Here is a 22875-nt window from a genome sequence, read left to right as displayed (position 1 = left end):
TTTAAAATGAGTAAATTAAAAAATAAAGTAGCTGTAGTTACAGGTGCATCAAAAGGAATAGGTGCCTCTATCGCCAAACACTTTGCTGAAGAAGGCGCAAAGGTTGTTGTAAATTATGCTTCAAGCAAAGAAGGAGCAGATAAAGTGGTGAAAGCCATAACCGACAATGGAGGCATAGCCATTTCGGTACAGGCCGATGTATCAAAAGAAGCCGATGTAGTCAGGCTGTTTGAAGAAACAAGGAACGCTTTTGGCACGTTAGACATTTTGGTAAACAATGCGGTCTTTCAGCAATTTTTACCTATTGAACAGGCATCGCCAGAGGCTTTTCATCAGCATTTCAACGTCAATGTTTTGGGGGCTATACTTACTATTCAGGCATCTTTAAAACTGTTTGCAGATAAGGGCGGTACTATCATCAACATCAGTTCGGGTGCAAGCAAATCTCCGATGGCGGGAGTCTCTTTGTACTCTGCAACCAAAGCGGCATTAGATGCCATAACGATTTCCTTGTCGAAAGAACTGGGTACAAAAAAAGTCCGTATCAATTCTATTTTGCCGGGCGCTACAGAGACAGAAGGTGCAACTAGTGCCGGTGTTACCCCTGGCAGTGAGTACGAAAAAATGTTTATTGCCAATACACCGCTTGGCCGTAGAGGGCAGCCAGAAGATATTGCGAAAGTTGCCGTATTTCTTGCTTCCGATGATGCAGCGTGGATTACGGGAGAGCAAATTTCCGTTTCGGGTGGTATGTATGGGTTTTAAATTCATAATCCTGAAAAACGAAAGACAATGTACCAATTAGCGCTTGGTTCCACTAACTACATATTAAAATAATTGTTTCAAAATATAATTTTCTTTCAAATCCTTGTTTCTCCGGAAGCAGGGATTTTTTTACTATACATCACGCTAATTTGAAAATTACACAGGTATTTTTACCTGGACTAACAGAGTGTTAAAAGAGCGGGTGTGGCATTGCTGTATTCCGCTTTTTTTGTATTTCATCTCACCTCTGTTATATAGACAACTTCCTCTGTTTGTGCCCCATTAGCCCCAGGTCGTTATGCGTTAAAATTTTGTTATAGTTAAAAACATTCCGCTGGAAATATTTTAATTTCATAATGAGATTGGTCAGGTCTTGTCAGGAAGCCATGATTATAAAACAAATAAAAACTGCCGCTGTTATCTGATGTACCAACGCATCATAATTTTTTCATGTTAATACTATGAATGTTTAATGATGTATAAAGAAAATATGGGATTTTGATTAGGCAATAACAAAAAAAAATTGATTTACTAAAGGAAGCGGCAAACTGGAAGTAAAAAAAATAACATGAGCCATCAAAAATCTGAATGGAGCTACCGAATATCTCAATCATCCCGTTTTAGCTGTTATCATAGTTAATAAACATGAAAAATATTATCATAACAAACGCAAGGCAAAACAATCTGAAGAATATTTCTGTACAGATACCCAAAAATCAGATTACTGTTTTTACGGGTGTTTCGGGTTCGGGGAAATCGTCTTTGGTTTTCGAAACAATCGGAGCGGAAGCGCAACGTCAGTTCAACGAAACACAAGGCAGTTTTATAAGAAATCGCTTGCAACATATTGGAGTTCCGGAAGTAGATAAAATTGAAAACTTGAATGTTCCCATTATCATCAACCAAAAAAGATTAGGTGGAAGTGCAAGGTCAACCGTAGGAACAGTCACAGATGTGTATGCTTCTTTAAGACTACTTTTTTCCCGAATGGGAAAGCCGTTTGTAGGATATTCCAATGTGTTTTCATTCAATAATCCTTTGGGAATGTGTCGGGAATGTGAGGGGCTTGGTTTTGTACAGACGGTTAAAGTAGATGCTCTCATAGATAAACAGAAATCTTTGAATGAGGGTGCAATAGCATTCCCAACTTTTCAGCCTGGTGGTTGGCGTTTAACGAGATATACACAGTCAGGTTATTTTGATAATGATAAAAAGCTGGGAAACTATACTTTAGAAGAATGGGAAATGCTTCTGAACGCTTCTGAACACAAGCCTAAGAACCCCGATAAGGACTGGTGGAAAACAGCAAAATATGAAGGAATAATCCCCAGAATTGAGAAAGCATTTCTAAAGAAACAATCAAAGGAGAATATCGCCCGAAAAGAGGCATTGAAAAATATTATTATAACAAAGCCTTGCCCAGTCTGTCAGGGTAAAAGATTGAATGATAAAATTTTGTCCTGTAAAATTAATAATAAAAATATTGCCGACTGTACAGCACTTTCGATAGATGAGCTTTTAGAGTTTGTCAGTTCCATACAATCCCAAACTTTTGAAATAATTCTTATTGAACTTAAAAAGAAACTTCTAAACATCGTCAATATAGGATTACAATATTTGACATTGGACAGAAGAACAGATACACTTTCGGGCGGAGAAAGCCAAAGAATAAAAATGGTAAGAAACCTTGGGAATAACCTGACGGACTTACTCTATATTTTTGATGAGCCGAGCATAGGACTCCATCCAAAGGATTTACAAAACATCGCTTCAATTATTAAACAGATAAGAGATAAAAGCAATACAGTTTTAATTGTTGAACACGACCCTGATTTGATTAAAATCGCTGATTGGGTCATTGATATGGGGCCACAATCAGGGAAAAATGGTGGAGAAATTATTTATCAAGGTACATTTGAGGGATTAGAAAAGTCAAAGGGAAAAACTGGTTTATACTTTGCAAAAGTATCTGAAATTAACAACAAAACAAGAAGTGCAAAAGGATATTTGGAAATTGAAAATGGTAATCTATATAATCTTAAAAACATCAATGTAAAAATCCCTCAAAACGTAATGACGGTAGTTACAGGAGTTGCAGGTTCAGGTAAAAGTACATTGATTAATAAAGTACTTCCTAAATTTTATCCTGAAATAACAATTATTGACCAGTCTTTATTCGCCACAAGTATACGCTCCAATCTGCTTACATATTTAAACTTATCTGATGATATAAGAAAACGATTTGCAAAAGCAAACAATGTGTCCGATAAACTTTTTAGTAGAAATAGTGAGGGAGCTTGCAAAAATTGTAAAGGAATTGGAGTGGAAAAAATTGATCTGGCATTTATGGATGACATAGAACAACCATGTGAAGTTTGCGGAGGTTCGGGTTTTAAACCACAGGTCTTAAAGTATTTTTATAACAATAAAAATATTGTAGAGACAATGGATATGACCGTTGAGGAAGCTATTGATTTTTTCCCCGATGAATTGTATCACAAATCCTTTGATATGTTGCTTAAATTAGGTTTAGGCTACCTTACTTTGGGGCAACGGCTGGACAGTTTCTCAGCCGGGGAAAGACAACGTCTGAAATTGACCAAAGAATTGAAACATTCCAATAAAATAATCGTTCTTGATGAACCAAGCACAGGGTTACATCCAAGTGATACCCAAAAGCTCTTAAATTTTATGGATAATTTGGTTGACAATAATTATACCCTAATCGTTATAGAACATAATCTTGAGGTTATTGCTCAGGCAGATTGGATTATTGATATTGGTCCCGGTGCGGGTAAGTACGGAGGAAATATTTTGTTTATCGGAACAGTTTCAGACTTATTGAAAGACATGGTTTCCATAACGGCAGAATATTTAAGGCAACATTTAGGTAAAGGAAAATAATAAGAAGCCGTTCATAAGTTGCTTGTGAAACGGCTTCTTCCATTTTATTAGCAATACCATGAATTTACAAGTTAAAAAAACAGTCCAAATACGGTTTTTTCTGATTTGGACTGTAATATGAACGCAGAAGGATTTGAACTTTCGCCCGTCCCGATTGAAAATCGGGATGCTCTATCCAGCTAAGCGATGCGCACTAAAAACCAATACAAAACAAAAAAGCCACTCAAATGAGTGGCTTTTCGTGAACGCAGAAGGATTCGAACCTTCGACCGCCTGCTTAGAAGGCAGGTGCTCTATCCAGCTGAGCTATGCGTCCATTTGTTTTAAAACTTATGGCAAAGTTTCTGTCGGGGTGGCAGGATTCGAACCTGCGGCCTCCTGCTCCCAAAGCAGGCGCGATAACCGGGCTACGCTACACCCCGAAAGCAAAAATTAAGCGGAGAGACAGGGACTCGAACCCTGGCGACGGTTACCCGTCGACAGATTAGCAATCTGCTCCATTACCGCTCTGGCACCTCTCCAAGCTCAAGGAACGTGTCCTGTTTTGCGGTTGCAAATGTAAGTCAACATTATATTTCTCACAACTATTTTTGCGCTTTTTTTTATCTTTTTTCAATCTTTTTTTTAAACCACTTCACAATCAAACGAATAGAATTAACAAAAAATTCATTTAAACTTAAAACTCAATCGAATTGATACAAAATTTGAAATTATTCAAATAAAGAGTAAATTTGCTTGATTAACTAATATTACACAGAAAATGAACAAAAGAGTTGTTATCGTTTCTGCCGTTAGAACACCTATCGGAAGTTTCATGGGAGGGTTATCTACCGTACCCGCACCAAAATTAGGTGCTGCCGCTATAAAAGGCGCACTTCAAAAAATTAACCTAGACCCAAAATTAGTTGATGAAGTTTTTATGGGCAACGTTGTTCAGGCAGGAGTTGGACAAGCTCCCGCACGTCAGGCGGCACTTTTTGCCGGTTTGTCTGAAGAAGTTGCTGCTACAACTGTAAACAAAGTTTGTGCTTCCGGAATGAAAGCTGTAATGTTCGCAGCACAGGCTATCGCTTGTGGCGATGCAGAAATTGTAGTTGCCGGAGGAATGGAAAACATGAGTTTGATTCCGCATTACGTACAAATGCGTAACGGAACAAAATTCGGACCTGCAACAATGCTTGACGGAATGCAAAAAGATGGTTTGACAGATGCTTACGATAACAACGCAATGGGAGTTTGCGCTGATTTATGTGCGTCTGAATACAACATCAGCCGTGAAGAACAGGACAATTATGCCATTCAATCGTATGAGAGAAGCGCAAAAGCCTGGGATGCCGGAAAATTCAACAACGAAATTGTTCCTGTCGAAGTTCCACAAAGACGTGGTGAGCCAATTATCGTTTCTAAAGACGAAGAATACACTAATGTAAAATTGGACAAGATTCCTTCATTAGCAGCTGTTTTTACAAAAGACGGAACTGTTACTGCGGCTAATGCCTCGACAATAAACGATGGAGCTGCTGCTTTAGTTTTAATGTCTGAAGAAAAAGCAAACGCATTAGGATTAAAACCTCTTGCCTATATAAAAAGTTATGCAGATGCTGCTCAGGAACCAAAATGGTTTACCACAAGCCCGGCAAAAGCATTACCAAAAGCATTAGACAAAGCTGGAATCGCAATTGGAGATGTCGATTATTTCGAATTCAACGAAGCTTTTGCAGTTGTTGGTTTAGCTAATTCAAAAATTCTTAACTTAGATAACGATAAAGTAAACGTAAATGGAGGCGCTGTTTCATTAGGACATCCTCTTGGATGCTCGGGAGCCAGAATCATTGTAACTTTACTGAATGTTTTAGAACAAAACAATGCTAAAACCGGTGCTGCCGCAATTTGCAATGGCGGTGGAGGTGCTTCGGCAATTGTTATCGAAAGAGCTTAAATAATATTACCTTAAATTAGGAGTTGTTGTAAATAACTCCTAATCTTTCAACTTATAAATTACCCTAAATGTTCGGAATTTGCAATCTCGCCATAGTACCCGTTCGATCTGAACCAAGTGACAGAAGTGAAATCGTTACACAACTTTTGTTTGGCGAGCACATCGAAATTTTAGAACGCCAAAATCAGTGGGCCCTAATAAAGATCCAGTTTGATGATTATGAAGGCTGGGTAGATTCCAAACAATATCAGGTAATTTCAGAAGCAAATTACAATCAGTTAAGCAAAGAAGCTATTATTCTAAATGCTGATTTGATAGATTATATCACAGCTCCGGAAAATTTATTATTGCCAATTCCGCTTGGCGCTTCCCTTACCTTTTTAAACAATAGCGAAATCAATACCTCAAACTTTGATTTCGAAGGCACAAAAACCAGTGGAGTCAAACCAAAAAGTGCTTTAATAAATACCGCTTTTATGTATTTGAACGCACCTTATCTTTGGGGCGGAAAAACACCTTTTGGTATTGATTGTTCCGGTTTTACTCAAATGGTTTATAAATTAAACGGCTACAAAATTCATCGTGATGCGTCACAGCAAGCACTTGACGGAGAACCTTTAAGTTTTATTGAAGAAAGCGAAGCAGGTGATCTTGCCTTTTTCGACAATGACGAAGGAAACATCATCCATGTCGGAATCATTATGGACAATAATTACATCATTCACGCCAGTGGAAAAGTTCGTATTGACCGTTTAGACCACTTAGGAATTTACAATCCCGAATTGAATAAACACACGCATAAACTGCGTGTAATTAAAAAGATTATTTAGTTTTTTCTGCCACTGATTGCACAGATTTACACAGATTAAAAAACCATTTTAATCCATTAATCTGTGGCTAAAAAATTTCTACCACAAATTCACACAGATTAAAAAAATCATTTTAATCCCTTAATCTGTGGCCAAAAAAAAAAATCCGCGATAATCCGTGTTTTCGCTTGCGAATCCGCGTCATCCGCGTGCCAATTTATCACGCACTAATTCGTATCGTCTTCCTAAACTCCGAAGGACTATTCCCTCTTTGTTTCTTAAAGAATTTATTAAAGTGACTTTCATCCGTAAAGCCGAATTCATAAGCAATTTCATTGATCCGTTTATCGCTGAACTGCAAACGATGTTCGATCAGTTTCGTTTTATAATTGCTGATATACTGTTGCATGGTTTCGTTAGCATGTTTCTTAAAATAACGTCCCAAATACGTATTCGAAATTCCGAAATACTCACTTAATGATTCTGCTTTTATTCTTTCGGGATAATAAATATTATTCTGAATATATTGCAAAATATCCATTGCTTTTGCCTCACAACCAATATTTACCTGCTCTGGCAAATACTTCGCAATATTTCGGGCAACAACAATAATCAATGTATTGACCAATTGCTGAATCAGTTCTTTATTATAAACATCTTTATCCTGATGTTCCCGAATAATGGCTTCTACCATTACTTTTACCAAACATTTATCGGCCTGATTCTTCAAAATACAACCTGGCTGATGATTCGCATTCTGCAAAATATATTCTAAACGCTGAATATTTTCATTTTGTAAACTTGAGTTTTTCAAATAAATATCATTGAATCTCAAAAAGAAAAACTTCGTTTTCGTCTCAATCGTAAAATTATGGCAATCTTCAGGCGTCAATAAAAACATATGCCCGGCATCATATTCAAAAATATTTTTGTTGATGCATTGTCTTCCGGTTCCTCCCAAAATATAAACCAATTCGAAGAAATTATGACGATCTCCAACATCCGGATATTCATCCAGAGTTTCAAAGGAAACGGTAAACGGCTCGTATAAATTTTCTTTTTTCATGAGGTGTAAATTATTTGAAGTTGCAAATCTACATAAAAAAGACAAATATATACAAGTTAACACTCTTAAAAATGGTATAATTTTGCCAAGTGAAATTTAAGATTTAAAAATACAACATTATGGAATATAGAAAATTAGGCAATACCGAACTTGAATTATCAACTATTACATACGGCGCATTTGCCATTGGCGGAAACATGTGGGGCGGAAACGAAAAAGCAGATTCAATCGCTTCTATTCATGCGTCAATCGACAACGGCGTGACCACAATCGACACTGCTCCTTTTTACGGATTTGGTTTAAGCGAAGAAATGATTGGTGAAGCCTTAAAAACACAAGATCGTTCGAAAGTGCAATTATTAACCAAATTTGGTTTGGTTTGGGACGGAAGCAATAACGGAAAAGGCGATTTCTTTTTCGATGCCGATGATAACGGAAAGAAAATTCCAATTTATAAATACGCCTCAAAAAGCAACATTGTTAAAGAAGTGGAAGAAAGCCTTAAACGTCTTCAAACCGATTATATTGACTTGTTACAAATTCACTGGCCGGACTCCACTACTCCAATTCAGGAAACAATGGAAGCCTTAGAAACTTTAATTGAACAAGGGAAAATCAGAGCAGCCGGAGTTAGCAATTATAGCGTATCTCAAATTCAGGAAGCGCAAAAAACAATTCAGTTAGCCTCCAACCAGGTTCCGTTTAGTATGCTGAATCGCAAAATCGAAACCGATTTGATTCCGTTAACCCTTGCAGAAAGCATCGGAATTATCGCTTATAGTCCAATGGAAAGAGGTTTATTAACCGGAAAATATTTCACAGACAGCAAACTAAAAGACAACGATCATAGAAATGGCTATTTCGGACAATTCGATCTTCAAAAAGTAAAAACTTTGGTTGAAGAATTGAGTTCATTAGCAAATGCAAAACACATTTCGATTTCTCAATTGGTTTTACGCTGGACTACTTTACAAAAAGGAATCACAATCGTTTTGGCCGGAGCAAGAAATGCAGAACAAGCGATTTCAAATGCAAAAGCAATGGATTTTGATTTATCTGGTTCCGAATTAGATTTCATTGATCAGGCTATTTCAAAAGTAAAATAATAAGAATAATTAGGGTGTGTCCCTCCGGGTCGGGCTTTCGGCTATATCTTTTGTTCCGTTCCACTGCACAAAAGGATACCGCCTCTATCCCTCACACTCAAAATTTCATAAGAAGATTAAAGACATGAAAAAAATATTTATCATCAACGGAAGTCAAAATTTCGCTCATTCAGGTGGGAAATTTAATCAAACCGTTACCGATTGGACAATCGAATACCTAACAAACAGTAAGCAATTCGAAATAAAAACAACCGACATCAAACAAGATTTTGATCTCGATGATGAAGTCAAAAAATTCGTTTGGGCCGATGTTGTAGTATATCATACACCCGTTTGGTGGTTTCAATTACCAAACCTTTTCAAAAAATACATCGACGACGTTTTTACAGCCGGCCACAACAAAGGAATTTACAAAAGCGACGGAAGAACGAGAACAAATCCGGATATAAATTATGGAACCGGCGGACAATTACACGGTCGTAAATACATACTAACCACAAGCTGGAATGCGCCTGCAACTGCTTTTACACTTCCGGGAGAATTCTTCGAAGAAACTTCTGTAGATGAAGGAGCTATGTTTGGTTTCCATAAAATGAATAAATTTGTAGGTATGGAAAAACTAGACAGTTTCCATTTCCACGACGTTGAAAAAGGTGCTACCGCCGAAAACATTGACATCTTTAAAGAAAATTATACAAAGCATTTAGAAAAAATTCTTAATTCTTAATACATTTAATCATGATCTCTATTACCGCAATTATCAAAAGTAAACAGGAAAACATCGAACAAGTTCGAAACATGATTCATCATTTGGTTACCGAAACCAGAAAAGAAGCTGCTTGTGTGCGTTACGACCTGCATACAACCGAAAATATTTTTATCATTTGGGAAGAATGGAAAGATCAGGCTGGTCTTGACATTCACAATAATCAATCTTATTTACTGGATTTTATTAAACAAAGCGAAAATTTAGTCGCCTTGCCTATTCAGGTTTATAAAACGTTTCAAACACTTTAATTAAAAACAAAACTAATGAAAGTACTTTTCACAAATACATACGAATCCGATTTTGTAACTACTGAAATCGCAAAACCAAGTCCGAAAAAAGGAGAAGTTTTAGTAAAAATACACGCAAGTGGCGTTAACCCAATTGACAACAAAATTAGATTAGGACTTTCTCCATATGCATCACCTGTACTACCAGCAATTTTAGGAACTGATCTTGCAGGGGTTATTGAAGAAATTGGCGAAGGCGTTACCGAATTTAAAGTGGGTGATGAAGTCTACGGACTTGCCGGTGGCGTTTTAGGCCTTCAGGGAACTTTAGCAGAATATACAGCTGTTGACGCTGACTTATTAGCTAAGAAACCAAAAAACTTAACCATGAAAGAAGCTGCCGGAATTCCATTGGTATTGCTGACAGCCTGGGAAGGTCTAATCGACAGGGCAAAAGTAAAAAAAGGCGACAAAATTTTGGTTCACGCGGGGGCGGGTGGTGTTGGTCATATGGTTGTTCAGCTAGCCAAAATTTTTGGTGCCGATGTGTATGCAACTGTATCGTCTCAAAAAGCAGACATTGTAAAAGGATTTGGAGCAACTCCAATTGATTATAAAACAGAAACCGTTGAAGACTATGTAAATAAATATACGGACGGAAAAGGTTTTGATATTATTTACGATACTGTTGGTAGTCAATCGCTGGACGAGTCCTTTAGCGCCATTCGTCATTATGGACAAATTGTGAGTTGCTACGCCTTTGGAACACATTCTTTAGCAACAGGATCACTGCGTTCTGCAAGTTTACATGGCGTTTTTGTTTTACACCCGATGATTAGTGGCGAAGGAAGAAAACATCATGGAGATATTCTAGAAGAAGCTACAAAACTAATTGAAGAAGGAAAATTAAAACCTCTTATTGATCCTCGAAAATTCACTTTAGACAATGCTATGGAAGCTCACAAAGCCGTTAGCGATGGTTCATCAGTTGGGAAAATTGTTATAGATATAACGTAATCGTTAAAAATAATTACTCAAAAAACGATTAACTTGCTTCCTATTCAAACATACAAATATGAGTAATTATCATCTTGCTGAAATTAATATTGCCAAAATGAAAGGAGTCACTATAAATGATCCGATCATGAAAGAATTTGTAGATAATTTAGACCTTGTCAACAAGTTAGCCGAAGATAGCGAAGGTTTTGTCTGGAGACTGAAAGATGACAGTTACAATGCGACAAATCTGAATCCGTATAATGACGAACAGATTATTGTAAATGTTTCAGTTTGGGAAAATATTGAGACTTTAGAACATTATATGTACAAAACGTTTCATAGCGAATTTTTAAGACGCCGTAAAGAATGGTTTCTTAAATTCGGAAAAGCAGCTACAGCAATGTGGTGGATCCCGAATGGACATATTCCAACACTTGAAGAAGCCGTACAAAAATTAGATTACCTTCAAAAAAATGGCCCTTCAGAATTAGTTTTCGATCTTCGAAACAAATATCCAGTACCAGTTGACGTATAGTTTTTTGTTAGCCACGAATTCACGAATTATTTTTTTTTAAAATCTATGCGCAAAGCATTTAAATTAATTCGTGAATTCGTGGCGAAAAAACTACTTAATCCCTCCAAAAGCACCAAAACACATGTTCTTGTGTAAAATTTCAACACTTGTAAATCCAACTTTTTTCATCAAATCCAATTGATAATTCATCGATCTTGGCGTGTCTTCTTTTTCGACATAATCCAATACTTTCTGGCGGTATTCTGCACCACCAATTCCTTCTAAATAATCGCCATAACATTGCCAGGTATATTCATTTAATAAGTCCGTGTCTTGTGTAATCAAGTCCGAAATCATGAAACACCCACCGGGTTTTAATAATTTGAATATTTTAGTAAAAGTAGTTTCCCAATCCTGATCATCTCTCAAATGATGCAAAACCGCTCCCGCCAAAATAATATCAAAATGATTTTCCTGTAAATCAACTTCACGAATATCACCTTGCTTCACTTCTACTTTTCCGGTAGTTTCATTTGACACTCTTTCAAATGCACGATCCAACATCGGCAAACTTAAATCGACCAAAGTGCAATTTAAATTGGGTAACTTAGACAACATTTTCAAAGTATAATTTCCGGCACCACAGCCAATATCCAAAACATTTACAGCATTGGGAACAATTCTTTTAGAGGCTTCCGTAATTAATTCTAAAGAAATGGTAGCATCGATTGTCGCCACTTGTCCGGTTTCTAAATTCGAAAATCTTTCGACATCATTATCAAAACGTTCCCTGATCTCTTCAATAGTTGATTTTTTCATAGTTTTCTTTGTTTTGTTTATGGCACGCGGATGACACAGATTTAAACGGATTTACACTGGTCTTTTATCTAATTATCTATTGAATCTTAATCTGTCACATTATATTTTTTTAATCAGCAACTAAAAAAATAAAATCTGTGTCAACCAGCTAAAATCCGTGTCATCCGCGTGCCATTCCATTTTTTTGTAAAGCTATCACTTTGATATATACTTCAAAAATACTTATTTTGTCAATTATTAATACTTAATAGGTATTTATGGAATTACGCCACTTGAAATATTTTTTGGCTGTCGCCGAAGAATTAAACTTTACCAAAGCTGCTGAGAAACTATTTATCTCACAACCTCCTTTAAGCCGGCAGATTATAGAATTAGAAGAAGAAATCCAGGCACGCTTATTCAACCGAAACAATAAAAAAGTGGAACTGACCGAAGCAGGAAAATATCTTGAAAAAGAAGTTAAAGCTCTTTTTCAGAACTTGGAGCGTATTACCAGTAAAACAAAAAAAATAGCCGAGAACGTATCCGGCGAATTCAGAATCGCATACATCAGTTCGATTTATTCGTCTGTAATTTCCGATTTGATCAAGCAATTGAAAGAACAATTCCCCTACGTCAATTTCAAACTTTTTGAAGTATCCACGACCAAACAGATTTTAGCTTTGGAACAAGGAAAAATTGACTTGGGAATTATTCGGTCGCCTGTAAAATCTCCTAAAATAAAATCGCAATTGTGGTTTCAGGATGGTTTTTCAGTAGTTTATAATAAGAGTTTGATTCAAATTAAATCAGAAGAAGAGATTCCGAATTTAAAAGACGAAACGTTTGTCTTTTTCAATAAAGATTATGCACCGCATTATCATGAAGTTTTACTGGAGCTTTGTGCTTTTTATGGTTTTGGACCCAAAATAATTCATGAATCAAACAATATTAATTCGATAGTACAATTGGTAAAAAATGGTTTGGGAATTTCGATTGTTCCGTCCAATATTGCAAAGAATAATCAGAATACAGAAATTGGTTTTATCGAATTGAAAAAAGTTAATTTATTTACGGATGTTTCGTTAATTACTTCAAAAGAAGACGATTCTGAAATTACAAAATCAGCGGTTGATTTTTTGTTGAAAAAAGAATAGCCACGAATTCACGAATTTTATTTTTTAAAATCTATGCGCAAACTAAAAAAGAAATTCGTGAATTCGTGGCTAAAAAAACGTTACAATTTATCACAACTTGTTTTGCGCTTAAAAGAGAACTTTTAAATACCTTAGCAAATTATAATTCTCGTTAAAAAATCAACAAAAAATGGCTGAGCAATCTTCAATTATATGCCCAAATTGCGGTACACCAATCGATGTAAACGATGTTTTAAAACATCAGTTGGAAGATAGTATCCGTAAAGAATTTCAACAAAAAGCCAATGCTCAAACCAGAGAATTGGAACTTAAAAATGAACAATTCGAAAAAGCCAAATCCGACTTTGAAGCTAAAAAGAAACAAGAAAATGAACTTTTCGCTGAACGTTTGGAACGCGAAAAAAAGACAGCCGAAAAAGAAATTACCGAAAAGCTAAAAACCAAACTTGAAGAAGAAAATAAAGATCGTTTGACGTTGATGGAAAAAGAACTTTCTGAGAAATCAGAAAAGCTTCGGGAATTAAATAAAATGACCGGCGAAATTGCAAAACTGCAACGTGAAAAACTGGAAATGAAGGAAGCCATCGAAGCTGAAGCGCAAAAACAATTGAATGCGACTTTGGTTTTGGAACGTGATAAAATCCGTAAACAGGAAGAAGAAAAAAACGAACTTAAAATAAAAGAATACCAAAAACAATCTGACGACCAGAAAAAGCTAATCGAAGAAATGAAACGCAAGCAGGAACAAGGTTCTATGCAGTTACAAGGCGAAGTAATGGAATTAGCGATCGAAGAATGGCTGGCAAATAATTTCCCATTAGACAGTATCGATGAAGTTAAAAAAGGTGCCAATGGTGCTGATTGTCTTCAGATTGTAAACACACGCGAACTGCAAAATTGCGGTTCTATCTATTACGAAAGTAAACGTACCAAAGCTTTTCAGCCAGCCTGGATTGAAAAATTCAAAAATGATATCAGACTAAAAAGAGCCAATATTGGGGTCTTAGTAACCGAAGTCATGCCTGCCGGAATGGACAGAATGGGAATGCGCGACGGAATATGGATTTGCACTTATGAAGAATTTAAAGGCTTAAGCGCTGTCTTGCGTCAGTCATTGATTCAGGTAAGTCAGGCGGTTCAGGCGCAGGAAAATAAAGGGGATAAAATGTCGATGTTGTATGACTTTTTAACGAGCAATGAATTCCGTTTGCAGATTGAAGGAATAGTAGAAGGTTTCACGCAGATGCAAGGCGATCTTGATGCCGAAAAAAGAGCAATGCAAAGAATCTGGAAACAACGCGAAAAACAAATCGAAAAAGTAGTTCACAATACTTTAGGAATGTACGGTTCAATTCGTGGTATTGCCGGAAATGCGGTTCAGACGGTACGCGCTTTAGAATTGGATTTTATTGAAGATGAAAAAGAAGAAGATTCAAAAGAACTATTGGAATAATTAATGACACGGGTTTTGGCGGATTTATGCTGATTTTTTTTGCTCTCATTGTATGTCATTGCGAGGAACGAAACAACCACATTTGCTGAATAAGTTTTGCTTTTTAGTGCGGTTGCTTCGTTCCTTGCAATGACAGGCGTGGTTACTTTGTCAAAAAAAAAAAACTTCTTATAAAAATGAGTCCCCTAGCCCTGATAGGAGCGGTATCCTTTTGTGTCCGCCGCAGCGGACACAAAAAGATACAAGCGGATAGCAGGAATAGCTCCTGAAAACTAATCCACCTTTCTAAATACCAATAATTTCCCTGAAGGATTAGAAAGCGTCAATCGATTATCTCCTATAGAATATGTTGTAACACCTTGAAGCGCTTTCGTAAATTCGCCTTCTTTATTTCCGGGTGCGCAGGCCATTAAGGTCGAAATCACTTTTGTAAATCTTAAAACATCTTTTTCATAGAATAGAGTTCCGCTGATAGAATTACAGCCTCCAAAGCCCATGAATGAATTTTCCTGTGCATGAATTTCAATTCTTGGCAACTCCTTTTGATAATCGGCTATAAAAACTTTATAACCGTTTAATTCTTCCAAAACCCAAATATCATGCAGGCGATAATCGGTGATATATTTTCCGCAGCCTTGTAGTTTTTTAGTCTCTAACTCTGAATTGTTTTTAATTTCAACGGATACTTTATAAGGTGAAATCGCTCCCGACATTGAATCCTGACAATCCAATTGCTGAATGGTAACGGTTGCAGTTGCCTTTTCATTACTTAGTTTATACATTTTGACATTCGCATCCATTGCTTTAATTGGTTCAACCGATGAAAAAATGATTTTTTCTTTGCCAGAAATCAACGAAGTAAAAATGGTTTGCTCCTTCCCTAATGTTATTCCCCAGAACGGTTCATTTCCTGTTGCTTTAAAATAGATGGTCATATCGGCTTCCTGAGTATTAGATGCCGAAGTACTTGCAGTAGCATCTGAAACTGATCCGGATGTTGGTTTACAGCTTGTTATTAAGGACATTAAAAGCAAGAGTGAAAGTATTTTTTTCATGAGATTTCTATTTAAGAATGAATTTGATTTTGAGAAACAAATTCAAAAATTCAATTGAATTTACGACAATTTTCTGAAATCCTTATTTAGAATCCTTTCAAATTTAGGAAAATCTGTATCAAAATGATAAAAATTATAATGATGCAAAATCTTCCGAAATCCGCACTACGTAAGAGATTACGATAAAATACGTAATTATTAAAACTATTTTTTCAACAAAAAATCAAATTACATACGTATTTTTATAAGTATAAATACTTATATTTGCGTAGTAATACTTAATTAAAGAAATCATGATAAGAGTAATAGTAGTTGGAAACGGCATGGTTGGTTATAAATTTTGCGAAAAATTCATTGCAAAATCAGGACAGGAAAAGTATCAGATTACCGTCTTTGGTGAAGAGCCAAGACGTGCTTACGATCGTGTTCACTTAAGTGAATACTTTGGAGGAAAAACCGCTGATGACTTATCAATGTCGACTAGCGAATGGTATGCAGAAAACAATATTACTCTGAACACTTCTGAATTAATTACAGATATTAACAGAACAGAAAAAACAATACATACGCATTTAGAAAAAACACATACGTACGATTACTTAGTTCTTGCAACGGGATCTTCAGCATTTGTACCACCAATTGATGGGGTTGAAAAAGAAGGTGTTTTTGTCTACAGAACGATCGAAGATTTAGATGCGATTATGGCTTATGCCAAAAAAATAAAACAAAAAGGTGCAACAGAAGCAGCTGTTTTAGGTGGTGGTCTATTAGGTCTTGAAGCTGCAAAGGCAGTTCGTGATTTAGGATTAAACCCTCATGTAGTGGAATTTGCTCCAAGATTGATGCCTAGACAATTGGACAAAGGCGCCAGCGACATGTTGCAGTCTAAAATTGAAGAATTAAATATTGGCATTCATCTTAACAAAGCCACACAATATATTGATGGAAAAGAATGCATAACGGGAATGATGTTTGCCAACGAAGAATTGTTAAAAGTTGATATGTTGGTTATATCTGCCGGAATAAAACCTCGCGACGAATTAGCTCGAGTTTCAGGATTAGAGGTCGGTTTACGAGGTGGTGTTGTGGTAAACAATCAGATGCAAACATCAGATCCTTCTATTTATGCGATTGGCGAAGTGGCTTTATACAATCAAAACATTTACGGACTTGTTGCTCCAGGTTACGAAATGGCCGATGTAGCCGCTGAGCAAATCTTAAATGGTTCTAAAACCATGAGAGAAACCATCGATATGTCGACACAATTGAAATTAATTGGTGTTGAAGTTGCGAGTTTTGGTGATCCTTTTATCGAAAATGACGATGTAACCGCGATTATTTATGAGAATAAATTATCAGGAGTTTACAAAAGAATCAACGTTACTAAAGATTCTAAAACCTTATTAGGCGGAATTTTAGTTGGAGATTCAAGCGATTATAATTCTTTATTTCAGATTTACAGCAATGCTATGGCTTTGCCTAAAAATCCGGAAGATTTGATTTTAGGGTCAAGAGATGGCTCTGAAGGTTCAAGTTTAGGAAGTGTTATGGATCTGCCGGATACCGCTGTAATCTGCTCTTGCGAAAATGTAACGAAAGGTTCTATCTGCTGCTCACTTTTAGATGAAACCTGCTCTAGTTTTTCAGATGTTGTAAAACATACAAAAGCAACTTCTGGCTGTGGAGGCTGTAAACCAATGGTTTCTGACTTGGTAAAAGCGACTCAAAAATCATTAGGAAAAGAAGTAAAAGAGGTTATCTGCGAGCATTTTTCATACACAAGACAAGAATTATTTGATTTGGTAAAAATCAACAAATACGAGAATTTTTATGAAGTGATCGATCATCACGGAAAAGGTGACGGTTGTGAAGTTTGTAAACCAGTTGTAGCTTCTATTTTCTCTAGTATTTATAATGATACTGCCAACAAACACGTAACCACACAAGATACTAACGATAGATTTTTGGCCAATATTCAACGAAACGGAACTTATTCAGTTGTACCTAGAGTTGCCGGTGGAGAAATCACTGCAGAGAAATTAATTGTTATCGGAGAAGTTGCAAAACAATTCGATTTATATACTAAAATTACGGGTGCTCAACGTGTTGATTTATTCGGAGCACATTTGAATGATCTTCCAAAAATCTGGAAAATCTTAATTGATAATGGTTTTGAAAGTGGTCACGCTTACGGAAAATCACTTCGTGCTGTTAAAAGCTGTGTCGGAAACGCATGGTGTCGTTACGGAATGGACGACAGCGCGGGATTTGCAATTGAATTAGAAAACAGATATAAAGGAATTCGTTCTCCACATAAATTAAAAGGTGGTGTTTCGGCTTGTATTCGTGAATGTGCCGAAGCCCGCGGAAAAGATTTTGGTTTAATTGCTGTTGAAGGTGGCTGGAATTTATACATCGCCGGAAATGGTGGAGCGAATCCAAAACACGCTGTTTTATTAGCTGAAAAAATTGATAAAGAAACGGTTATCAAATATATGGATCGCTTTTTAATGTATTACATCCGTACGGCTGGTCCGCTAATTAGAACATCAACCTGGCTGGAAAAACTAGACGGTGGTTTAGAGTATTTGAAAGAAGTAATTATCGAAGATAGTTTAGGCCTTTGCGAAACCTTAGAAGCTGAAATGCAGACTTTAGTTAATACTTTTGAATGCGAGTGGAAACAAGTATTAGAAAAACCAAGATTATTAAAACGTTTCAACCATTTTGTAAACTCTGATGAGAAAGATGACAATGTTGTTTTTGTTCCGTTAAGAGATCAAAAAGCGCCAAAAGCGTGGTCCTAAAACTTTATAAATAATTTTAAACACATAGAAACATAGATTTTAAAAGTACAAAGGAGACGTTTTACTTACATATAAACACATAGCTATGTGTGAGAAACTAGTTTCTTTTTAAAATCCTTTTTCGATAAAACAAAAAACTATGTTTTCTATGTGTTTAAAAACAGCTCCAAAAAAAGAAAAAAAATATCACAAACGTTTGCTGTCCTCTTACCCTCTTTTTTACTGCGCCATCAAACTCTCTTGATTGTAAAAAGAGGGATAAGAAACAGAAACAAAAATTTACTCAAATGGAAGAAATCTTAAGTCAATACGAAACAGTACATCCAAACGATGCTACAATTTGGTTCAAAGCTGGAAAAGTAGAAGATTTTCCGACCAACCGCGGAGGCTGTATCAAATACAAAAACAAACAAATTGCGATTTTCAATTTTACACGCCGCAACGAATGGTACGCTTGTCAAAATGCCTGTCCACATAAAATGGAAATGGTTTTAGCCAGAGGAATGACTGGATCTGCAGATGATATTCCGAAAATTGCATGTCCGATGCATAAAAAAACTTTTTCATTGGTTGATGGTTCAAACTTAAATGGAGATGACGATTTAAAAATTGCAACGTATCCAATTAGAGTGATTGAGGACGAAGTGTTTGTTGGTTTTGTAGACTAGACTTTTAAGAGGCAAGAAACAAGAAGAAAGACGATAAAGTATTTCAAATCTTGCTTCTTGCTTCTTTCATCTCACTTTCGACTTTCAACTTTCGACTTTCGACTTTTATACTTATTTACGTATATTTGAAATCTATTAATTAGCCAAAATGAATACACCTTTTCAAAAAGCAAGTGAATGGATTGATGCCGAAAACGCTCAGGATCCAAATATCGAAATCGACCAAAACAACGAATACCCTAAAGAGTTACTTTATTCAAACAGGATGTACGAGAGGCTGATGCAATTTGAGCCTGAAGCTTCGGAAGAAGTTCAGATTGCTTCAAAAGCACAACACATTTGTCGATGGAAAGTCGCTCGAGAATCGTACCCAATGGATCGTGTGGGGTATTTGAGATGGAGAGAAGAATTGAAAAAATTTCACGCTAAACTTACTGCCGAAATCTTAGAAAAAGCAGGCTATAAAGAAGATTTTATTGACCGGGTTTCTTTTTTAATCGAGAAAAAACTACTTAAAAAAGATGCCGAAACGCAATTGCTTGAAGATGTTATTTGTTTGGTATTTTTAGAATATTATTTAGATCCTTTTGTACACAAACATGATGAGGAAAAACTAAAGAATATCATCAAAAAAACCTGGGATAAAATGTCAGACAAAGGACATCAGGAAGCCTTAAAAATCAACTATTCTGAAGAAAATCTAAACTTGATAAAAGCATCTTTAGGATTGTAATCTGATTTTTTTATTATGAAGAAAAGCAATCAGGAAGCTGCAGATAAAATTACTTTCAAAAATTTACGCCGTCTGTATTTTTTTGCACTCTGGACTATTGCTGTAACCATCATTTTAAGTCAGGTTTTAGTTCAATATAATTTAAAACAACAATTTAGCGATTCTAAAATCATCAATATTTCAGGGAAGCAAAGAATGCTGAGTCAGAAAATTGTCAAAGAAGTTCTGATTTTACATTATGTTTCTGACACTACTTCTCAAAAACAGATTTCCCATCTAAAAAATGTTTTATCACTTTGGAAAAACAATCAGAATTCACTCGAGAACGGAAGTGACAGTCTGGCTTTTCCAAAAGAAAAAAGCGAGACTCTGGATAAATTTTACCTTGAAATAAAACCAAGCTTCAATAGTATTGTAAAAACCACCGATTTGTTTCTGCTAAATTTAGAGCAGAAAAACAAAGCCGCAGATAATCAAAAACTGGTTTCGATTATTCTAAAAAACGAAGGTGTTTTTCTTTCGAAAATGAATCAGATTGTAAGTCAGTACGATCTTGAAGCACACGAAAAAGTTACGGAACAGCGCAGAACAGAATATTGGATTTTTGCCTTTACCCTATTCGTTTTACTGTTGGAGTTTTTCTTTATCTTCAAACCAACCAATAAAAAAATCGAGAGACTTATTGCCAAACTTTTATCTTCTGAAAAGAAAGCGTTAAAACTCGCATACGATACTGAGATTATCAGTGAAATAAAGGAAAACTCCGTAAAAGAATTAAAATCGCTCAATTATGCAATGGAAAATACGTTGCTCTATTGCCGTATTGCTCCTGATGGTTCGATTATTCATATTGGAGAAAAATTTGCCAAACTTTTAAATTACACGAAATTTTCCTCTAACAAAAAATTCTCTGAAGTTTTAACCACTGATGAAAAAGAGCAATTAAATATTGACCGAATCATTTTTGAGAAACAACGTAGTGGCTGGCAAGGCGAAATTAAAATCATAAACAAAGAAGATCAGACAATTTGGCTTGATTTATCAATGGTTCCTGTTACCATTAAAAAAGACGAACTGGAACTTTTAATTGTTTGTTTCAACATTACCGAACGCAAAAAAGCGCAGCGCGAAGTCGAACGTTTGAATATTGAAAACAGCACGGAAAAAATCAATCAGCAAAAGGTTATTTCGAGTAAAATTGTTGAGAATCAGGAAAACGAACAAAATCGAATTGCAAAAGAAATTCACGATGGAATTGGCCAAATGCTTACCGGATTAAAATTTAGTTTAGAAAGCATCAATCTGGATGACAAAGAAAAAGCTGCTCAAAAAATTGAATATCTAAAGAAACTGTCACTAGATATTATCAAAGGAGTTCGTACGGCAACTTTCAACCTGATGCCACCGGAATTAAGTGATCACGGTATCGTTTCATCTTTAGCAAAATTGACACAGGAACTATCCAAATTAACCGGAAAAGAAATTCTGTTTTACAATAAAACCGATTTTAGTCAGCGTTTGGATTCTCTAATCGAAATAAATATTTATCGTCTTACCCAGGAAGCAATCAATAATGCCATAAAATACGCTGAATCTTCACATATTATAGTGCAGCTTTCACACAGCAATACCCTATTAAGTATTATTGTAGATGACAATGGTAAAGGTTTTGATGTGGCCGCTGTCGATAAAAAAAGAAACAGCGAATCCGGAATGGGAATGTTGTTTATGAAAGAAAGAATTCAATATATCAACGGACGTGTTTTCTTCAAATCAATTCCGGGTGAAGGAACGAGGATTACTTTTAATATTCCGATTTGACAATGTGTCAATTAGAAAATTTGATAATTAGATAATTTGCCATTTTATACTTTCAATCACACAAACTTGTCATTTCGATTTCTATGATAAAACCAAATCTTTTTTTCAGGAGCTAATCCCGCTATCCGTTTCAATCTTTTGTGGCGAACCCCGCCACAAAAGGATTTCCACTTCTATCGGGGCTAGACCAGTCATTTTCATAAGAATATTTCCGTCTTGTTTGTCATTTACGAAGGAGACCCGAGCCATAGCGAACAGACGAAGTAAATCCCTGCAAGTAGCTCCGCAACAAAGTTGCCAATCTTTGTCGAGTTACTAGTGTGATCTCTCCTTCGTCGAGATGACAAGATTGCACAAAAAATAACGGGTTAACAAGGTTATTTTCATATTATCGAATTCTCACATTCTAATTATCTAATTTCCTAATTGGCACATTTTCTAATTGGCACATTTTCTAATTGACAAATTATCTAATTATCTAATTGACACATTCACAAATTTAAAAAATTACGTATATTAGCATCTTCTTTATAGATGAATATACGTAAAAATTCAGAATCAAAATTAAGTAAAATATGAGTGCTACTATTCGAGTTGTTCTAGCTGATGATCATGTATTTGTAAGAGATGGAATAAAATCTTTACTGGAAAACGAAGCAAACATTGAGGTTGTAGGCGAAGCTATTGATGGTGCCGATGCTCTCGAAGTGGTTGCTGACAGTAAACCAGATTTACTTATAGTAGATATTCGTATGCCAAACTTAACTGGTATTGAGGTAGTAGAAAAACTTAGAAGCGATAATAATGATGTAAAAATCATTATGCTTTCAATGCACGAATCTGAAGAATACGTATTGAAATCAATAAAAGCAGGAGCCGATGGTTATTTATTGAAAGGTTCAAGCAAAGAAGAATTTCTAAAAGCCCTTCACACAGTAGCGGCAGGTGGAAAATATTTTAGCGGAGACATTTCTTCTATACTTATTGGACAACTAACAAGCTCTTCGACTTCATTAGAACCTAAACAAAATTTAGGTGAAGAAATGATGATTACCAAAAGAGAAAAAGAAATCCTGACACTTTTATTATCCGGAAAAGGAAATAAAGAAATTGCCGAAGCCCTTGATATCAGTAAACGAACTGCGGAAGTACATCGTTTTAACCTGATGAAGAAACTGAAAGTTAAAAACTTAATGGAACTTTCGAATAAAGCGACTGAGTATTCTTTATTATAAAAAACTACGTATAATTACGTAATTATTTTTCAAAAACTGCGTTTTCGCAG

General features: G+C 35.8%; 19 protein-coding genes and 4 tRNA genes. 16 read left to right on the top strand and 7 right to left on the bottom strand.

Annotated elements, in window-relative coordinates:
* Positions 1 to 6: 6 nt before the first annotated feature.
* Positions 7 to 765 carry an SDR family NAD(P)-dependent oxidoreductase gene (locus ASC72_RS18330; RefSeq protein WP_056194156.1) on the top strand — a complete coding sequence of 253 codons (759 nt, stop codon included), beginning with the start codon at positions 7 to 9 and terminating at the stop codon, positions 763 to 765.
* Between the two features lie 645 nt (positions 766 to 1410).
* Positions 1411 to 3669, top strand: a complete 2259-nt coding sequence (locus ASC72_RS18325; protein ID WP_056194153.1) for an excinuclease ABC subunit UvrA — start codon at positions 1411 to 1413, stop codon at positions 3667 to 3669.
* A 118-nt stretch (positions 3670 to 3787) separates the two neighbouring features.
* Here ASC72_RS18325 and ASC72_RS18320 read toward each other — a convergent pair.
* The 4 genes from ASC72_RS18320 to ASC72_RS18305 all read right to left on the bottom strand — a co-directional run bounded on the left by ASC72_RS18320 (position 3788) and on the right by ASC72_RS18305 (position 4190).
* Positions 3788 to 3863 (bottom strand) — tRNA-Glu (locus ASC72_RS18320).
* Between the two features lie 48 nt (positions 3864 to 3911).
* Positions 3912 to 3985 (bottom strand) — tRNA-Arg (locus ASC72_RS18315).
* Positions 3986 to 4016: 31 nt separating this feature from the next.
* A tRNA-Pro gene (locus ASC72_RS18310) sits at positions 4017 to 4091 on the bottom strand.
* A 15-nt stretch (positions 4092 to 4106) separates the two neighbouring features.
* A tRNA-Ser gene (locus ASC72_RS18305) sits at positions 4107 to 4190 on the bottom strand.
* A gap of 239 nt (positions 4191 to 4429) precedes the next feature.
* Here ASC72_RS18305 and ASC72_RS18300 point away from each other — a divergent pair.
* Complete coding sequence (locus ASC72_RS18300; protein WP_056194148.1) at positions 4430 to 5608, top strand: acetyl-CoA C-acyltransferase; 1179 nt, start codon at positions 4430 to 4432, stop codon at positions 5606 to 5608.
* A gap of 68 nt (positions 5609 to 5676) precedes the next feature.
* Positions 5677 to 6438: a C40 family peptidase gene (locus tag ASC72_RS18295; RefSeq protein WP_056194145.1), complete on the top strand. Its 762-nt coding sequence runs from the start codon at positions 5677 to 5679 to the stop codon at positions 6436 to 6438.
* Between the two features lie 199 nt (positions 6439 to 6637).
* Here ASC72_RS18295 and ASC72_RS18290 read toward each other — a convergent pair whose 3' ends face one another.
* Positions 6638 to 7483, bottom strand: coding sequence for an AraC family transcriptional regulator (locus tag ASC72_RS18290; protein WP_056194142.1), 846 nt, complete (start codon positions 7481 to 7483; stop codon positions 6638 to 6640).
* A gap of 119 nt (positions 7484 to 7602) precedes the next feature.
* On the opposite strand from ASC72_RS18290, the gene ASC72_RS18285 reads away from it, so the two are divergent.
* The 5 genes from ASC72_RS18285 (at position 7603) to ASC72_RS18265 (ending at position 11119) form a co-directional block, all read left to right on the top strand.
* Complete coding sequence (locus ASC72_RS18285) at positions 7603 to 8589, top strand: aldo/keto reductase (protein WP_056194139.1); 987 nt, start codon at positions 7603 to 7605, stop codon at positions 8587 to 8589.
* A 124-nt stretch (positions 8590 to 8713) separates the two neighbouring features.
* Positions 8714 to 9316: an NAD(P)H-dependent oxidoreductase gene (locus ASC72_RS18280; protein ID WP_056194136.1), complete on the top strand. Its 603-nt coding sequence runs from the start codon at positions 8714 to 8716 to the stop codon at positions 9314 to 9316.
* 11 nt (positions 9317 to 9327) lie between these two features.
* Positions 9328 to 9606 (top strand): putative quinol monooxygenase, encoded by a 279-nt coding sequence (locus tag ASC72_RS18275; RefSeq protein ID WP_056194132.1) that lies wholly within the window; start codon positions 9328 to 9330, stop codon positions 9604 to 9606.
* A 15-nt stretch (positions 9607 to 9621) separates the two neighbouring features.
* On the top strand, positions 9622 to 10602 hold the full coding sequence (locus tag ASC72_RS18270) for a zinc-dependent alcohol dehydrogenase family protein (RefSeq protein ID WP_056194130.1): 981 nt from the start codon (positions 9622 to 9624) through the stop codon (positions 10600 to 10602).
* A 58-nt stretch (positions 10603 to 10660) separates the two neighbouring features.
* Entirely contained in the window at positions 10661 to 11119 is a 459-nt protein-coding gene (locus tag ASC72_RS18265; protein ID WP_056194127.1) for a DUF3291 domain-containing protein, read from the top strand.
* Positions 11120 to 11209: 90 nt separating this feature from the next.
* Here ASC72_RS18265 and ASC72_RS18260 read toward each other — a convergent pair whose 3' ends face one another.
* Complete coding sequence (locus ASC72_RS18260) at positions 11210 to 11917, bottom strand: class I SAM-dependent methyltransferase (protein WP_056194125.1); 708 nt, start codon at positions 11915 to 11917, stop codon at positions 11210 to 11212.
* A 257-nt stretch (positions 11918 to 12174) separates the two neighbouring features.
* Here ASC72_RS18260 and ASC72_RS18255 point away from each other — a divergent pair, with 257 nt between their 5' ends.
* Together ASC72_RS18255 and ASC72_RS18250 are read left to right on the top strand one after the other, a co-directional pair.
* Positions 12175 to 13053, top strand: a complete 879-nt coding sequence (locus tag ASC72_RS18255; protein ID WP_056194121.1) for a LysR family transcriptional regulator — start codon at positions 12175 to 12177, stop codon at positions 13051 to 13053.
* Positions 13054 to 13222: 169 nt separating this feature from the next.
* Entirely contained in the window at positions 13223 to 14506 is a 1284-nt protein-coding gene (locus ASC72_RS18250) for a DUF2130 domain-containing protein (protein WP_056194117.1), read from the top strand.
* Positions 14507 to 14778: 272 nt separating this feature from the next.
* Here ASC72_RS18250 and ASC72_RS18245 read toward each other — a convergent pair whose 3' ends face one another.
* Positions 14779 to 15561: an META domain-containing protein gene (locus tag ASC72_RS18245; protein WP_056194114.1), complete on the bottom strand. Its 783-nt coding sequence runs from the start codon at positions 15559 to 15561 to the stop codon at positions 14779 to 14781.
* Between the two features lie 293 nt (positions 15562 to 15854).
* Here ASC72_RS18245 and nirB point away from each other — a divergent pair, with 293 nt between their 5' ends.
* The 5 genes from nirB to ASC72_RS18220 all read left to right on the top strand — a co-directional run bounded on the left by nirB (position 15855) and on the right by ASC72_RS18220 (position 22825).
* The gene (gene nirB / locus ASC72_RS18240) at positions 15855 to 18368 is read left to right on the top strand and encodes a nitrite reductase large subunit NirB (protein WP_056194111.1); all 2514 of its coding nucleotides are present in this window, start codon (positions 15855 to 15857) and stop codon (positions 18366 to 18368) included.
* Between the two features lie 287 nt (positions 18369 to 18655).
* The gene (gene nirD / locus ASC72_RS18235; RefSeq protein WP_056194108.1) at positions 18656 to 19036 is read left to right on the top strand and encodes a nitrite reductase small subunit NirD; all 381 of its coding nucleotides are present in this window, start codon (positions 18656 to 18658) and stop codon (positions 19034 to 19036) included.
* Between the two features lie 148 nt (positions 19037 to 19184).
* Positions 19185 to 19769 carry a DUF4202 domain-containing protein gene (locus ASC72_RS18230; protein ID WP_056194105.1) on the top strand — a complete coding sequence of 195 codons (585 nt, stop codon included), beginning with the start codon at positions 19185 to 19187 and terminating at the stop codon, positions 19767 to 19769.
* A 15-nt stretch (positions 19770 to 19784) separates the two neighbouring features.
* Positions 19785 to 21590, top strand: a complete 1806-nt coding sequence (locus ASC72_RS18225) for an ATP-binding protein (RefSeq protein WP_056194102.1) — start codon at positions 19785 to 19787, stop codon at positions 21588 to 21590.
* A 575-nt stretch (positions 21591 to 22165) separates the two neighbouring features.
* Entirely contained in the window at positions 22166 to 22825 is a 660-nt protein-coding gene (locus ASC72_RS18220; RefSeq protein ID WP_056194099.1) for a response regulator transcription factor, read from the top strand.
* Positions 22826 to 22875 lie beyond the last annotated feature (50 nt).

The organism is Flavobacterium sp. Root420, from assembly GCF_001427905.1.
Classification (GTDB): Bacteria; Bacteroidota; Bacteroidia; order Flavobacteriales; family Flavobacteriaceae; genus Flavobacterium.
The sequence above is the reverse complement of the archived record's forward strand: the minus strand, read 5'-3'. Positions and strand labels throughout refer to the sequence as shown.